At 72.9% G+C, this 14,046-nt stretch carries 11 protein-coding genes; 4 read left to right on the forward strand and 7 right to left on the reverse strand.

Annotated features, from left to right (window positions below; translation table 11 throughout):
- Positions 1-144: 144 nt before the first annotated feature.
- The 4 genes from BXA11_RS07015 to BXA11_RS07030 form a co-directional block, all read right to left on the reverse strand.
- Positions 145-897 (reverse strand): hypothetical protein, encoded by a 753-nt coding sequence (locus tag BXA11_RS07015; RefSeq protein WP_076433709.1) that lies wholly within the window; start codon positions 895-897, stop codon positions 145-147.
- Between the two features lie 14 nt (positions 898-911).
- A complete protein-coding gene (locus tag BXA11_RS07020; RefSeq protein ID WP_143734123.1) occupies positions 912-2,849 on the reverse strand; it encodes a copper resistance CopC/CopD family protein in 1,938 nt (645 codons plus the stop codon).
- 73 nt (positions 2,850-2,922) lie between these two features.
- Positions 2,923-4,395 carry an LVIVD repeat-containing protein gene (locus BXA11_RS07025; protein WP_076433713.1) on the reverse strand — a complete coding sequence of 491 codons (1,473 nt, stop codon included), beginning with the start codon at positions 4,393-4,395 and terminating at the stop codon, positions 2,923-2,925.
- 285 nt (positions 4,396-4,680) lie between these two features.
- Positions 4,681-6,294 carry a phytoene desaturase family protein gene (locus BXA11_RS07030; protein ID WP_239104912.1) on the reverse strand — a complete coding sequence of 538 codons (1,614 nt, stop codon included), beginning with the start codon at positions 6,292-6,294 and terminating at the stop codon, positions 4,681-4,683.
- Between the two features lie 291 nt (positions 6,295-6,585).
- Between BXA11_RS07030 and BXA11_RS07035 the strand changes: the two genes are divergently transcribed.
- From BXA11_RS07035 to BXA11_RS07045, 3 genes are read left to right on the forward strand one after another with little or no spacing between them, the layout of a single operon-like run.
- Positions 6,586-7,488, forward strand: coding sequence for a pseudouridine-5'-phosphate glycosidase (locus BXA11_RS07035; protein ID WP_076433715.1), 903 nt, complete (start codon positions 6,586-6,588; stop codon positions 7,486-7,488).
- Positions 7,485-8,423 carry a carbohydrate kinase family protein gene (locus BXA11_RS07040; RefSeq protein ID WP_076433717.1) on the forward strand — a complete coding sequence of 313 codons (939 nt, stop codon included), beginning with the start codon at positions 7,485-7,487 and terminating at the stop codon, positions 8,421-8,423. Before BXA11_RS07035 ends, BXA11_RS07040 begins: the two co-directional genes overlap by 4 nt.
- Before the next feature lie 37 nt (positions 8,424-8,460).
- Complete coding sequence (locus tag BXA11_RS07045) at positions 8,461-10,692, forward strand: hypothetical protein (RefSeq protein ID WP_076433719.1); 2,232 nt, start codon at positions 8,461-8,463, stop codon at positions 10,690-10,692.
- On the opposite strand, the gene BXA11_RS07050 is transcribed toward BXA11_RS07045, so the two are convergent.
- Positions 10,676-11,119 (reverse strand): GNAT family N-acetyltransferase, encoded by a 444-nt coding sequence (locus BXA11_RS07050; RefSeq protein ID WP_030505262.1) that lies wholly within the window; start codon positions 11,117-11,119, stop codon positions 10,676-10,678. The two genes, BXA11_RS07045 and BXA11_RS07050, sit on opposite strands and share 17 nt — an antisense overlap.
- A 56-nt stretch (positions 11,120-11,175) precedes the next feature.
- Positions 11,176-12,060: a LysR family transcriptional regulator gene (locus BXA11_RS07055; protein WP_076433721.1), complete on the reverse strand. Its 885-nt coding sequence runs from the start codon at positions 12,058-12,060 to the stop codon at positions 11,176-11,178.
- 93 nt (positions 12,061-12,153) lie between these two features.
- Between BXA11_RS07055 and BXA11_RS07060 the strand changes: the two genes are divergently transcribed.
- Positions 12,154-12,549, forward strand: a complete 396-nt coding sequence (locus BXA11_RS07060; RefSeq protein WP_239104913.1) for a YybH family protein — start codon at positions 12,154-12,156, stop codon at positions 12,547-12,549.
- Between the two features lie 5 nt (positions 12,550-12,554).
- On the opposite strand, the gene BXA11_RS07065 is transcribed toward BXA11_RS07060, so the two are convergent.
- On the reverse strand, positions 12,555-13,934 hold the full coding sequence (locus BXA11_RS07065; RefSeq protein WP_081903174.1) for a cation:dicarboxylate symporter family transporter: 1,380 nt from the start codon (positions 13,932-13,934) through the stop codon (positions 12,555-12,557).
- Positions 13,935-14,046: the final 112 nt, after the last annotated feature.

Consider the following 14,046-nt stretch of genomic DNA (forward strand, 5'->3'; position numbering starts at 1 on the left):
CCGCCTCACCACGGGTGAACGGGTGCGCGGGACCGGCGCCTGTGGGGGCGAGCGCCGCACCCGCCCGAAGTGCTCTGCCGCTCAATGTTCCTCCCATCGGCGGGACTTCCGCCGTTCTGTTCATCGGTGATCTGCCGGGACGCGCTAGCCGAGGCGGGCAAGCGTCGTCGTCATCAGGTCCTTGACCTTCTCCTCGGTGTCGGACCGCTCGCCCACCTTCTTGATCTGCGTGTAGCCGACGTAGAGGACCGCGTTCGCCTTCTGCACCACGACGGTGACCAGGTCGTCATAGGTGTCCGAGCCCAGGTCCGCCGGCGGGGTGTGCACGAGGTGCTGGGCGAACCCCCGCCACCCGTCCAGTTCGAAGGGCCGGCTGCCGGTCGTGTAGCCGCCCACGATGGACGGCGGCCCGCCGAGGATGGTGAACGTCGCCGGGCACTTGGCCGACTCGGCCGTCACGGCGTTCATCGCGTTGCCGGCGAGGGTGGTGCTCTCGAAGACCACCGCGCCCTGGGTGACGACCGGGAGGGTCTGCGGCCCGACCTTCGGCGGGGCGACGATGAACCGGCCGGTCGGGTTGCCGCCCACCGGCTCGACCGCCGGTTCCACCGGAACCTGGACGTCGTCGGAACGCTGGACGTACGGGCAGGTGGGGATGCTGTTCGGCGGGGTGTAGATCGTGTGCGAGGCGTGGTCGTCGTCCTCGAACGCGATCGCGCCCTTTCCCAGGTCGGCGGCGCCGACGAAGCCGGAGCGGATGGTCTCCACCGTGTAGGGCGGCTTGGCCACGGGCTCGGGTGTCCCGGCGGAGCATCCCGCCAGGACACCGGCGGCGATCGCGCCGGCGGCGGCCAGGGCCACCCGCGGCGCGGGGGCCGTGCGGTCAGCGCCTCGCATGTGTCGACAGCCTCTCAATGTGCGGTGAACGGGACACGTACGCGTGTCTCGTCGAAGTCGGAAACGCGGATGTCCAGCCGCAACGCCCACTCCCCGGGGTAGGGGACGGACATCGAGCCCGCCACGTAGTGGCCGGGTTCGGCCGCCGTCACCTTGACGGGCAGCGCCGGTACGGCGCGGTCCCGCGATTCGAGCGCACCGGAGATCTCGGGCACCGGGACCAGCCTGCCGTCCCGGCCGGTCAGGTAGATGTCGGCCGTGTTGCCGCCCGGTCTCGCCGGTTCGATCTTCACCTGGATCGAGCCGCCGCGCAGCCCGCCGTACGGGCCGGACGCGTTCACGGCGGCGGGGAACGGGACCGTGGTGTCCACCGGCGGCGCGTAGCTCGTGCGGGCGGGCGCCGTGTCGACCAGGACGGCGGTGATGGACACGACGACGACCCCGAGCACGACCTCGCCGGCGACCGAGCGGCGCAGCCTGCGCACCGCGGCGCCGAGGTCCCGGGGGGCACGCCCGGCGCGGTCGCGCCGGTGCACGAACCGCCGCGCTCCGGAGGCGAGCGCCAGCACACCGAGCACGACGGCGAGCTTGCCGAGCAGCAGCCTCCCGAAGCCGGTCGCGCCGAGTGCGCCCCACGTCCCCACCTGACGCCACGACAGGTACAGCCCGGTCACAGCGATCACCGTGAAGCAGAGCAGCGCGAGCCGGGAGAACCTGGGGAGCGCGGGCTCCAGGGAGAGCAGCGCGGGGTCCCGCCTGCCGGCCGGGGCGAGCACGCAGACCGCGAGCGTCACCAGGCCGCCCAGCCACAGCACCATGGCGAGCAGGTGCAGGCTGGTCGCCGGGACGGCCAGCCAGATCTGCGCGCCGCTCTGCGCGTGGTCCGCCAGCGTCCAGGTCAGCGTCATGGCGATGGCGCCGACCACGGCGACCGCGGGCAGCACGGTCCTGCGGGCGACGCCGGCCGGCTCCGCACGCGTCGTCACCGGAAGCGTCGTCACCGGAAGCGTCGTCTCGGAATCGGCGGGCACGGCAGGCGTCGTCTCGGCACGCGCCGTCTCGGAATCGGCCGGCTCCGAGCCGGTGACGGGCGAGGGGCGGCCCACCCCGATCAGGAAGACCACGCCGAGGACGACCACGAGCACCAGCCGGGCCAGCAACGCGTGACCGAGCCGGGTGGACAGCGTCGCGCCCAGCAGGCCTGGGTCGAACACCGCGGTCAGCGGCCTGCCGTCGGCGTACGGTCCCTGGGCGAGCAGTACCACCGCGGTGCCGGCGGCCAGCGCGGCGAAACCCGACCACACGACGCGCCGGCCGCGCCGGTCGTCGCGGCCCCCGGGCCAGAGCCCGGCCACGAACACCCCGCCGCCGAGGGCGAGGGCCACCCCGAGGTACGCCACGGCGCGGCCGACCGCGGCGACGACGGGGACCACGCGGCCGGTGTCCTGCTCAACGGGGGCGGCCGTCGCGCTCGGGTGGCCGACGCTGAAGCTGAACGCTCCCGACACCACGTGCGAGTCCACGGACGTCACCCGCCAGGACACGACGTAGGTTCCCTCGGCCAGGTCCCGAGGCAGGCTCGCCCGCGCCGTGTCCGCTTTCCCGTCCGCGTACTCCGCGGCGCCGATGGCCAGTTCCTTGCCGGTGGGGTCGAGCAACTGGATGGACCGGCGGCCCAGGCTCACCGCCTCGTCGAAGCGGAGCCGGACCTCGGCCGGGGGCGAGGACAGCACCTGGCCGTCGACCGGCGTGCTCTCCAGCAGGTAGGCGTGCGCGTACGCTGGACGGGCGGCCACACCGGGCAGGAGGCCCACGACCAGGCCGCCGGCCGCCAGGAACACGATCGCCACGAGCCGCGCGACCAGCCGGGCCCGGGGAGGCGTCGCACAGGGCACGGCGGCGGGCACGGCGGCGGTCGTCCCCCGCGTGACATGTCGGCGTCGCACCGTCACCCTTCCACTCCGTCAGGGCGGAGCCGGCCCGAGCGGGGAGCTCCCCGCCCCGGGCCGGCTCCGGCTCCGGCGGTTACTTGTCGCAGGAGTTCCAGCAGATCTTGTCGTCCGGCGCGCCCGCGAGCTTGCCGTCGAACCGCAGCACGTCGACGCCCCGGTTGTAGTCCGCGACGTAGACCAGGCCGTTGTGCCAATACGAGGCCGACGCCGAACCCGCGGTCACACCCGTGCCGGACGGAACGCGGAAGTAGCCGACCTGAGTGGGCTTGGTCGGGTCGGACACGTCGAGGAACCGGGTGCCCTGCCCATACCACGCGATCGCCACGATGTTGCCGTTGACGGTGAACCAGTGGGCGGAGCAGCTGCCGCTGGTGGCCGACCCCTCCTTGCCCCACGGCGACCAGTGGCTGACCAGGTCGAGCCGGAGCGGCTTCTCCGGCGTGGACTTCCAGCCTTCGCCGTCGTAGCTGCCCTTCAACGAAACGATCTTGAACTCGCCCGCCTGCGAGCAGGTGGTGATGTTCTCGTTGGTCACGTAGACCAGCTCGCCCTTGTCGAAGGAGCCGAGCTTCTCCGTGTTGTGGTACGCGTTGTGGTCGAAGTAGTCGAAGAATTCGGTGCCCTGCGGGTTGGTCGGCACGGCCGTGCCACCCGCGTACGGGATCGGGTCGTACGCCGTCGCCACCCGCTTGGTCTTCCGCACCGGGTCGTAGTGGTTGCCCTTGGTCCAGTAACCGCGGACGCCGCCCTCGCCGGAGACCCAGGCGACGCCGTTCTTGTCGACGTCGACACTGTGCACGTAGTCGGTGACGCCGTCGAACCGGCCGAGGTCGAGCGCCAGGTCCAGGGTCTTCGGGTGCTTGAGGTCACGGATGTCGGTCACCCGGACCGGCACGCCCTTCCACGACGGGTCCTGGCCCGGCGTACCGGTGTTGGCCGGTCCGACCGACCACAGGTAGGAGCAGTCGTTGATACAGGTGGCCGTGTGTCCGGCCGGGATCGGCTGGAAGACGACGACCTTCGGCTTCCAGGGGTCTTTCACGTCGACGATGTACACGCCCGACTGGCCGGTCGAGACGGTGCCGCCGAAGCCCCGCGGGTCCCTGCTGAGGAAGACCAGCTTGCGCTTCGGGTCGACGGTCATGTTCTCGCCTTCCCAGAACCTGTCCTGGGTGTCCCCCGGCTGACGGAGCTGGGCCGCCGTGACGGTGGAGACCAGCGCCGGGTGCTCGGGATCCTTCAGCGACCAGACGGCGAGGCCGCCGGTGCCGTTGGCGAACATGAAGTCGTAGCCGTACTTGTCGTAGCCGATGAAGTTGAGCCCTGAATAGCCGCTCACGCCTTTGACGTTGTCCACAAACGTGACGTTGCTCTTGACGGCGGTCGTCGGGACGTTGTGCACGTCATCCAGGATCGGTCCGCCGTGGGCGGAGTTGTCGGACGGGCCCGGAGGGGGCGGCGGGTCGGCGAACGCCGGGCCGGCTCCGGGGATCTGCAGCGCCGCCGCGGTTAACAGGGCGGCAGCGGCCGCTACGAGAGGCTTCACTCTCACAAACCCTCCTTGAGGGGCAGCGAAGCGGACGTAAGCCGCATCGCCGAAGATCGACAGCAAAATGACTTTAATCACTACGAGAGTGGATGTCAGTAGTCAAAGGTCTCAGAAAGGCATCTTTAGGGACTCAGAGAAATCGTGGTTTCAGGCGGACCGCATGGCGCTCTGGACGGCCCTCGCTCGGTCAACCGGCGCGCGTCCCGAGCCCGCACGGGTCAGGCGGCGGACGGGTCGCCGGAAAGCTCGACCGTGGCGAGCGTGCCGCCGCCGGGCGCGTTCTCAGGCGCTGCCGAGGACGGCCATCGCGGCGTTGTGACCGGGGATGCCGCTGACGCCGCCGCCGCGCCGGGCGCCCGCGCCGCACAGCAGCACCCGCTCGTGCGCCGTCTCGACGCCCCATTGAGCCGGCCGGGCCCCGTGGCCGTCCTCCTCGCCGTACGGCCAGGACAGGTCGTGGTGGAAGATGTGGCCGCCGGGCAGGCCCGCGTCGCGCTCCAGATCGAGCGGGGTCTTGGCCTCCAGGCAGGGCTCGCCCGAGGGCGCCCGCAGCAGGCAGTCCTCGATGGGCTCGGCGAGCACCGAGTCGATCGAGGCGAGCGTGCGGTCCAGCGCCTCCCGCTTGGCCGCCGGATCGGCGAACAGCCGCGCCGGCATGTGCAGGCCGAACAGCGTCATCGTGTGCGCCCCCGCCTGCCGCAGCTCCGGACCGAGGATCGAGGGGTCGGTGAGCGAGTGGCAGTAGACCTCGGCGGGCGGCAGGTCCGGCACCCTCCCCGCGGCGGCCTGCGCGTACGCCGCGGCGAGCTGGTCGCGGGTCTCGTTGATGTGGAAGGTGCCGCTGAACGCCTCGGCGGGGTCCACGGCGGGGTCCCGCAGCCGGGGCAGCCGCGACAGCACCATGTTGATTTTGAGCTGGGCGCCCTCGGGCCGCTCGGGCGTCTCCCCGAGCAGCCGGGCGAGCACGGCGGGCGGCAGGTTGGCCAGCACCTTCCCCGCGGTCACCGCGTGCTCCGCGCCGTCGTCGAACGTGACCTCTCCCGTGTCCGGGTCGACGGCCAGCACCTCGGCGCCGGTGCGGATCTCGGCGCCGTGCCGCCGCGCGACCTCGGCGAGCTCGGCGGTCACCGCGCCCATGCCGCCGACAGGGACGTTCCAGTCGCCCGTGCCGTCGCCGATGACGTGGTAGAGGAAGCACCGGTTGGCCAGCAGGTCGGTGGCCGGGTCGGCGAAGGTGCCGATCAGCGCGTCGGTGAGGACGACCCCGCGCACGGTGTCGTCGGCGAACCGCTCGTCCACCACCTCGCCGACGGGCCGTTCGAACAGGTCGCGCCACGCCTCGTCGTCCCCCACGACCTCCCGCAGGTCCGTACGGGCACGCAGCGGTTCGAGCAGCGTCGGCGCGACCCTCCGGGCCACGTGGGCGGTCATCCCGTAGAACCGCTCCCAGGCCGCCAGGTCGTGCCGTCCCCCGGTCACCGCCTCGAAGGAGGCGGCGGTGCGCGCGGCGTCCTCGTTGTCCACGAGCAGGCCGGTGTCGCCGGCCGGGGTGTAGGAGGCGAAGCGGCGGCGGCGCAGGTCGAGACGCAGCCCGAGATCCTTCACGATCTTCGTGGGCAGCAGGCTGACCAGATAGGAGTAGCGCGACAGCCGCGCGTCCACGCCGGGGAACGCGCGGGCCGACACGGCGAGGCCGCCCACGTGGCCGAGGCGTTCCAGGACCAGCACGCTGCGCCCGGCCCGGGCGAGGTAGGCCGCGGCGACGAGGCCGTTGTGCCCGGCGCCGGCGATGACGACGTCGTAGTGCGAGCGTGGCATGGAGGCGTTCTCCCGGGTCGTACGTGGCTCGGTGTCGCGGGCGGGTGCGGGCCGGATGCGGGTCGTGGCGGCGGGCATGGGAGGGTCTGGAGGGGTCACGGGAGGACGGCGACGGGTGGGCCTGGGCGGATGCCCGCAACTTATCGCAAGATCTCCCGCAATACTCGGGCAGAATATGCCGAAGCGGACAATCTTCCGCTAGTGCGGGAAATAAACCGAGCGATCCGGAGGGGCGCGCCGCCGATCTGGACTGAGGAGCGCATGGGAGCGAAGCGACTAGGCGCGACGAGGGAAGCGCCAATGGCGCGCCTTCGGCACGACCAGGCGGAAGTGAGCGCCCCGATGGTAAGCGGGAAACACAGGAGAGACATGCGCGTTTCCGATGAGGTCGCCGAGGCGCTGGCCACCGGCCGTCCGGTCGTCGCCCTGGAGTCCACCATCATCTCCCACGGGCTTCCCCAGCCCCGCAACCTCCAGGTCGCCCTCGAACTGGAGGACATCGTCCGGCAGGCGGGGGCCGTGCCGGCGACGGTGGCGGTGCTGGACGGCGTCCCCCGGGTGGGCCTGGACAAGGACGGGCTGGAGCGGATCGCGACCGAGCCGGGCCTGCGCAAGCTCGGCTTCCGCGACCTCTCCCCGGCCGCCGCGCTCGGGCTGAGCGGCGCCACGACCGTCTCCGGCACCTCGTTCCTGGCCGCTCGCGCCGGCGTGCGGGTGTTCGCCACCGGGGGTCTCGGCGGCGTCCACCGCGGCTGGACCACGGTGCAGGACGAGTCGGCCGACCTCGACACGCTCAGCCGCACCAGGATCACCGTCGTGTGCGCCGGGGTGAAGTCGATCCTCGACGTGCCCGCGACGCTCCAGCGACTGGAGACCAAGCAGGTCACCGTCGTGGGCTACCGCACGGACGAGTTCCCCGGCTTCTACCTGCACAGCTCCGGCGAGCCGGTGGACTGGCGCGTCGAGACGCCGCAGGAGGCCGCCGGCGTCATGCGGGCCCAGGACGCGCTCGGCGGGCTGGACACGGCGCTGATCGTGGCGAACCCGGTTCCGGTGGATCTCCAGCTCGACCCGGACCTGCACGACCGGGTGCTCGCGGAGGGCCTGCGCGCCGCCGAGGAGCGCGGGGTCACCGGGCAGGCCATCACCCCGTTCCTGCTGGAGTACCTGGTCGAGGGCACGGGCGGCGCGTCGCTGGAGGCCAACCTCGCGGCCGTACGCGGCAACACCCGCCTGGCCGGGGAGATCGCGGCCGCCTGGGCGGCCGGGTGAGCGGTCTGCTGGTGATCGGCGACGTGGTCACCGACGTCGTCGCGCTGCACGACGGCCCCGCGGCCACCGGCACCGACACACCCGCCGACATCGCGCTGCGCCCGGGCGGCTCGGGGGCGAACACCGCCTGCTGGGCCGCCCGGCTCGGCGCGGACACCCGCCTGCTCGCGCGGGCCGGGTACGACACCGGCGAGTGGCACGCGGCCCAGCTGACCAAGGCCGGGGTCCGGCCGCACCTGCGGATCGACCCGGAACGGCCCTCGGCCGTCGTGATCGCGATGGTCGACTCCACCGGGGAGCGGTCCATGCTCACCAACCGCGGGGCGAGCGGCCACATCGGGGCCGGGGACTGGGCGCCCGACCTGCTCGACGGGGTCGGGCACCTGCACCTGTCGGCGTACACGATGTTCGCCGAGCCGGGCCTGGAGCTCGCGCGGCTCGCCATGCGCGAGGCCGGCCGGCGCGGGATCCCCGTCAGCGTCGATCCGGCCTCCTGCGGGCCGCTGCGCGCGTTCGGGCCCGAGCGGTTCCTCCGGGAGAGCGCCCCGGCGAGCATCGTGATCCCCAACCTGGAGGAGGCGCTGCTGCTCGCGGACGCCGCGGATCCGGAGGCGGCGGCCGGCACGCTCAGCGCCCACTACGGCACGGCGGTGGTCAAGCTGGGGGCCGGCGGTGCCCTGCTGGCCCGCGATGGCCGTATAGTCGCCAGAGCGGCCGCACCCCCGGCGGAGGTGGTCGACTCGACGGGCGCGGGAGACGCGTTCGCCGCCGGGTTCCTGGTCGCCTCGATGGCCGGGAGCACGCCCGAGGAAGCCCTGCGCAAGGGGTGTGAGGCGGGCGCGGCGGCGGTCGCGCAGGTCGGCGCCCGGCCGGATCCTGGGAACTTTACCCTATTGACACCAATTGCTGGTTTGCGGCGTAAGCTGCACCATTAGCAACATGCGTCACTCTCGGGAGGGTGCGGTCATACCGATGGACGCCGAGTCAACGATCTGCCTGAGCGACCTGGTCCCGGCCCTGCGCTGGAGCCGTCCTCAGCAGGTGGCCGAGCTGCTGGCCGACCCGCGCCTGCCCGGCGGCTGGTGGGCATCCGTCGGGATCGGCCACGCGATACGGGCGACCGGCGTTGACTGGCTCTGCGAGCGGCTCGCCCGCCTGGCCGTGGGCCGCTGGGACCACCTGCCCCTCACCGATCTGCTTCCGGCGCTCCAGGTGCACACGGTGGACCCGGCCATGCCCGGCTGGCCGGATCCCGTACGCACGGTGGTCAACCACCTCGGCGGCTGGTACCGGCTGCGCCGCCTGACGCCGTGCGACCTTCAGGCCCCGGCCGCCCCCGCCTCGCCCGAGGTCCTCCTGACCACGGTGTTCCGTGAGGTGTTCGGGCGCCTGGAAAGCGAGCCGGCGTCCGGGCGGTCCGCGCAGGCGCTCGCTGGGGACGAGGCCGCGCCCCAGAGGCAGGCACAGACGCAGGCGCAGGTCCAGACGCAGGGACCTTCCGGTCCCGCCGGGGCGCCCCTCCCGCAGGCCGCACCCGGGACCTCCTCTCAGGCCTTCCCGCAGGTCGCCGGACCGGAGACGACGTCTCAGCCGTTCCCGCAGGCCGCACCCGGCACCTCGTCTCAGGCCTTCCCCCAGGTCGCCGCCCCGGGAACCACGTCTCAGCCGTTCGCCCGGCCGGCCACGCCGGCGCCCGGTCAGGCCGCTGCCGCTCAGGCACCCGCCCAGACGCCCGCGCGGCAGGGACACGGGCCGGCTCAGCAAGGCCCGGCTCAGCAGGGGCAGGCGCAGCAGGGGCAGGCGCCCGCCGGGCCGGGGCAGGGCGCTCCGGCACCCGCCGCGCCGTCCACCGCCATACCGTCCCCCGCCATGCCGTCGCCCGGCATGCCCGCGCCCGCTATGCCGGCGCCGACGGCGGGGCAGGCGCCGGCCGCGGGGCCGGTCAAACCCTCCACCCAGCCCTTCGCCCGGCAGGCCGGAGCCTCGCTCCCGCAGCCCGCGGCCGCCCCCGCCCAGCCCGCCGCCGAGGTGGCACGGGAGCGGCAGCCGGCCGACCTCAGCGCGCACCCGATGGTCGCGGTCATTGAAGGCCTGTTCCGCGGCTGGGACCCGCTGGCCAGGGCCGTCGCGGCCGAGCGGCTGTTCGCCGCCGAGCCGGTGAGCCTGCGCACGCTGGCGCACAACCTCAACGTGGACCGCGAACTGCTCTCCCAGGCCCAGCGTGCGGCCGAGGAGCGGGTGCTGTTGTGGCTGCGCTCCCCCGACTCCGCGCCCCTCACCGGCCACCTGTTCGGGCTCACCGAGTGGCTGGGCGCGGCGGCCACCCAGGAGCAGCTCATCGCGGCGGACCCGTCCCACCCCGTCGAGGTGCCGGCCCTCGGCACGCCGCTGTGGCGGGTGCTGGTGACGCTGATGCCGGACCGCCGCCTGCAGGACGGCTGGCTCGTGGTCGGCGACCTCCTGGGGCTGCGTGAGAAGACCCGCCAGCTGCTGGCGAACAAGCCGGCGGACGCCGACGTCGTGGAACTGCTCGGCCAGCTCGGCATCCGCGCCCACTCCGCCAAGGCGTGGCTGGACTCCATGCCGCAGGCCGGCTCCCCGTCCGAACACGGACCCCTGCCCACCCGGCACGGCCCCGACCAGACGGCGAGATCCGCGCCGCTGCCCCGCCGTACACCGGGTGCGAACGGGCACCACCACGGCCGCGGCGGGGTCCCGATCCCCTCGCAGGCCAACAACGGGCCCGACGCCGCCACCGCGCTCGCCGCGCTCAACGCGCTCACGAACGGCAACCTGAACGGAACCCCGAACGGCAACCCGAACGGGAATGTGGGCGGCAATCTGAACGGGAACCTGGCGGGGGGCGTGCCCCGGCCGCATCTCGTGCCGAACCCCCGCCCGACCTCCAGCCCGGCCTCCGACCCGCGCCGCTGGCAGCGGATCGACGTCACCAGCGGCCATCTGCGCGGCGAGCCGGTAGCGGTCCCCGAGGGGTACGCCGCCCAGCTCGGCATGCGCCCGGGAACGCTGCTGTCGGTCACCGGCCCGGGGGACAACGCCGTCGTGCTGGTGTGGCGCGATCGTCAGCCGGTGTTCGACTCGCTCCAGCCGGTCCTGATGCGGCTGAACGCGCGGCCCGGCGACTCGGTCTACGTGACCGTGGACGGCTACCGCCTGGACGCCCAGCTCACATCTTCGGTCTGAGCATCTTGCGGTAGTAGGTGGCCGACACCTCGTAGCCGAGGGCGCCGTAGAACTCGGCGGCCCGCCGGGTCGCCAGCGCGACGTATCCGGCCTGCCGTGAGCGTGCCCACGTCTCGAACTCCTCCAGGAGACGCCGCCCGATGCCGTGACGGCGGTAGCCGCTCTCGATCATCGCCTCCTCCACCCACGCGACCCTGCCGTTGGCGAACAGCGTGAGGTGGGTGAAGCCCAGCAGGTAGCCGCGTACGGTCCCCTCGACGGTGGCGACGATGAGAAAGGCGTCCTCGTTCTCCAGGAGTTGCGGCAGCGCCGCGTCGAACGGCGCGCGCTCGGGCCGGAACGTCACCGCGAACTCGCGGGCGAGTGCGAAGATCTCGTCCGCGTCGGTCTTCTCGGCCCTCCGGAGCTGGAGATCACCAGACGTCATGAAATGGACTCTAGGAGTACCCAGGCACATACGTCCAATCCGGGGTGCGGCGGTTCTCATGCTGGAGCCACAGCGAAGGATCGCCGGGCGTGCCGCACGAACTCGCGTACGGCCGGGCCCTGCCCGGCGCGCCACAGCAGCGCGAGCAGGGCGGGCGTCTCGACGTCCTCGATGGTGAGCGCGGCGAGCCGGTCCCGGTGGGCCGCGGCCATCGACTCGCTGAGGACGGCGACGCCGAGCCCGCGGGCCGCGAGGCCGGCGACGGCGTCGGCCGCCCCGGCCTGCAGCGCGATCACCGGCTGGAGGCCCCGGGCCGCGCAGGCCCGGTCGAAGACCGTGCGCAGGCCGGTGCCGTACGGCATGCAGACGATCGGGTGCGAGACGAGGTCGCTCAGGGTGACGCCGTCCTGCCCCGCGAGGGGGTGGTCCGGAGGGACGGCGGCGACGATCCGCTCACTGATGACCGTCAGCGTCTCCAGGCCGTCCGGAGCGGCGGCGAGCCCGGCGAGGGCCAGGTCGAGGGCGCCGGAGCGCACCCCCTCGACGAGCCGGTCGGAGTTGTCCTCCAGCAGGGCGATCTCGACCCCCGGGTGCGCCCGGTGGAACGCGGCGAGGGCGTCGAACAGCGGCGTGACGGTGCAGCCGACGACCATCCCGACGGTGAGCCGGCCCCGGATGAGGCCGGTCACCTCGCCCACCGCCTGCCCCAGCGCCCCGGCCGCGGCGAGCGCGGCGCGGGCGTGCTCGAGCGCGGCCTTCCCCGCGACGGTAAGGGTGACGCTCCGCGCGGACCGGTCGAACAGCTCGGCGCCGAGTTCGCGTTCGAGCTGCCGGATCTGGGCGCTGACGCCCGACTGGCTGATGTGCACCCGCTCGGCCGCACGGGTGAAGTTGCGCTCCTCGGCGACCGCGACGAAATACTCCAGCTGGCGCAGTTCCATAACCGCCGATTCTAGTTCCCATCCGATCCATCTGTTGGATTTCTGAAAAGCGAATCGGCAGGCTGGAGGCCGTACGAGAGTTCGGGAGGAACGATGCCGGAGCACGAGATGCCGGAACACGAGATGCCGGAATACGAGAAGGCCATGCGGCCGGAGGACATCACCCGCCTGTTCGTCGAGCGGTCGAACGCGGGCGACGCCGCGGGAGTGGCGGCGCTGTACGAGGAGAACGCCGTGCTGGCCTACCCGCCAGGCGGCGTGACGGCCGGCCGGGAGGCGATCCGCGCCCTCTGGGAGAAGGTGCTGGCGAACCGCCCCCGCTTCGAGCCGGAGGAGCCCCTCCCGACGCTGGTCAGCGGCGACATCGCGCTGACCTCGACCCCGCCGAAGGACGGCGCCGGCGCCCGGGCCCAGGTCGTACGGCGCCAGCCCGACGGAAGCTGGCTGCGGGTGCTCGACCAGCCGGAGTTCCAGCCGCCCGCCCGCTGATCCGGTTACTGAGCCGCTGGGGCGGCGGCGGGGGCGCGGTCCGCCTCGGGGGCCGGGGCGGCGCCCTCGTCGTCCACGAACGTCGCCTCGTCGAAGGGAAGCCGGCCGGCCAGCACCTCCTCGGCCCGGGAGCGGTCGAAGTCGCCCACCCACGTGCCGATCAGGACGGTGGCGACCGCGTTTCCCGCGAAGTTGGTCAGCGCCCGGGCCTCCGACATGAACCGGTCGATGCCCACGATCAGGCCGACGCCGTCCACGAGGGCGGGCCGGTGCGACTGGAGGCCCGCCGCCAGCGTGGCGAGCCCGGCGCCGGTGACGCCCGCCGCCCCCTTGGACGCGATGATCATGAAGACCAGCAGGCCGATCTGCTCCCCGGCGGAGAGCGGGAAACCGGTCGCCCGCGCCACGAACAGCGTCGCCATGGTCAGATAGATGGCGGTGCCGTCGAGGTTGAAGGAGTAGCCGGTCGGGACCGTGATGCCGGCGACCGCGCGGCTCACCCCCAGGTGCTCCATCTTGGCGATCAGGCGCGGCAGCGCCGACTCGGAGGAGGACGTGGACAGGATGAGCAGGAACTCCCGGGCGAGATAGCGCAGCAGCGACAGCAGGTTGATCCGCGCGCCCAGCCACAGCACCGCGCCGAGCACGACCCCCACGAAGAGCAGGCAGGTCAGGTAGAACCCGCCCATCAGCACGGCCAGGCTGCGCAGCGCGTCGAACCCGCCCGCGCCGACCACCGCGGCCATCGCGCCGAACGCGCCGACCGGGGCCGCCCACATGATCATCGCCAGGACGCGGAAGACGAGCCGCTGCAGGTGGCCGAGCCCCCGCAGGATGGGCGCCGCCCGCTCCCCCATCGCCTGCAGCGCGAAGCCGGTCAGCAGCGCGACCAGCAGGGTCTGGAGCACCTGGCCCTCGGTGAACGCCGAGACGAACGTCGCCGGGATGATACCGAGCAGGAAGGACGTCGTGTCGCTCTCGCCGCCCTTGGCCGCCTGCTCCTCGGCGGCCTTGCGCAGCTCGTCGGTCAGCTGGAGCCCCTCGCCGGGGTGCAGGACGTTGCCCACGAGCAGGCCGATGGCCAGCGCCACCGTGGACATCACGAGGAAGTAGCCGATGGCCAGCCCGCCCACCTTGCCGACCTTCGCGGCCTGGGCCACTGAGCCGACGCCGAGCACGATCGTGCAGAAGATGATCGGGCTGATCATCATCTTGATCAGGGCCACGAAGGCCGTGCCCAGCGGCTTCAGCGCGACCCCGGCGTCCGGCGCCACCAGCCCCACGGCGATCCCGAGGAGGACCGCGACGATCACTGCCAGGTACAGATAATGGGTCCGGTCACGGGGTGCCGGGTTCAGTGGTGCCGGGTTCGGTGTGGTCGTCACGCGACCCTCCTCGTCCTCAAGCGGCCCGCGACGCGGGCGAAGATGCGATCTGGTCGGTGACTATGCGCGCGGTAGTGACCTGGGTCACTATTGCGTACATTTCGTTCACGGC

The sequence above is a fragment of the Microbispora rosea genome (assembly GCF_900156315.1).
Taxonomy (GTDB): Bacteria; Actinomycetota; Actinomycetes; order Streptosporangiales; family Streptosporangiaceae; genus Microbispora; species Microbispora rosea.

Excerpts from the sequence above, each read along its gene's own strand:
- BXA11_RS07015 (WP_076433709.1), bottom strand. The coding sequence starts at position 897 with ATGCGAGGCGCTGACCGCACGGCCCCCGCGCCGCGGGTGGCCCTGGCC.
- BXA11_RS07030 (WP_239104912.1), bottom strand. The coding sequence starts at position 6,294 with ATGCCCGCCGCCACGACCCGCATCCGGCCCGCACCCGCCCGCGACACC.
- BXA11_RS07035 (WP_076433715.1), top strand. The coding sequence starts at position 6,586 with ATGCGCGTTTCCGATGAGGTCGCCGAGGCGCTGGCCACCGGCCGTCCG.
- BXA11_RS07045 (WP_076433719.1), top strand. The coding sequence starts at position 8,461 with ATGGACGCCGAGTCAACGATCTGCCTGAGCGACCTGGTCCCGGCCCTG.
- BXA11_RS07050 (WP_030505262.1), bottom strand. The coding sequence starts at position 11,119 with ATGACGTCTGGTGATCTCCAGCTCCGGAGGGCCGAGAAGACCGACGCG.
- BXA11_RS07055 (WP_076433721.1), bottom strand. The coding sequence starts at position 12,060 with ATGGAACTGCGCCAGCTGGAGTATTTCGTCGCGGTCGCCGAGGAGCGC.
- BXA11_RS07060 (WP_239104913.1), top strand. The coding sequence starts at position 12,154 with ATGCCGGAGCACGAGATGCCGGAACACGAGATGCCGGAATACGAGAAG.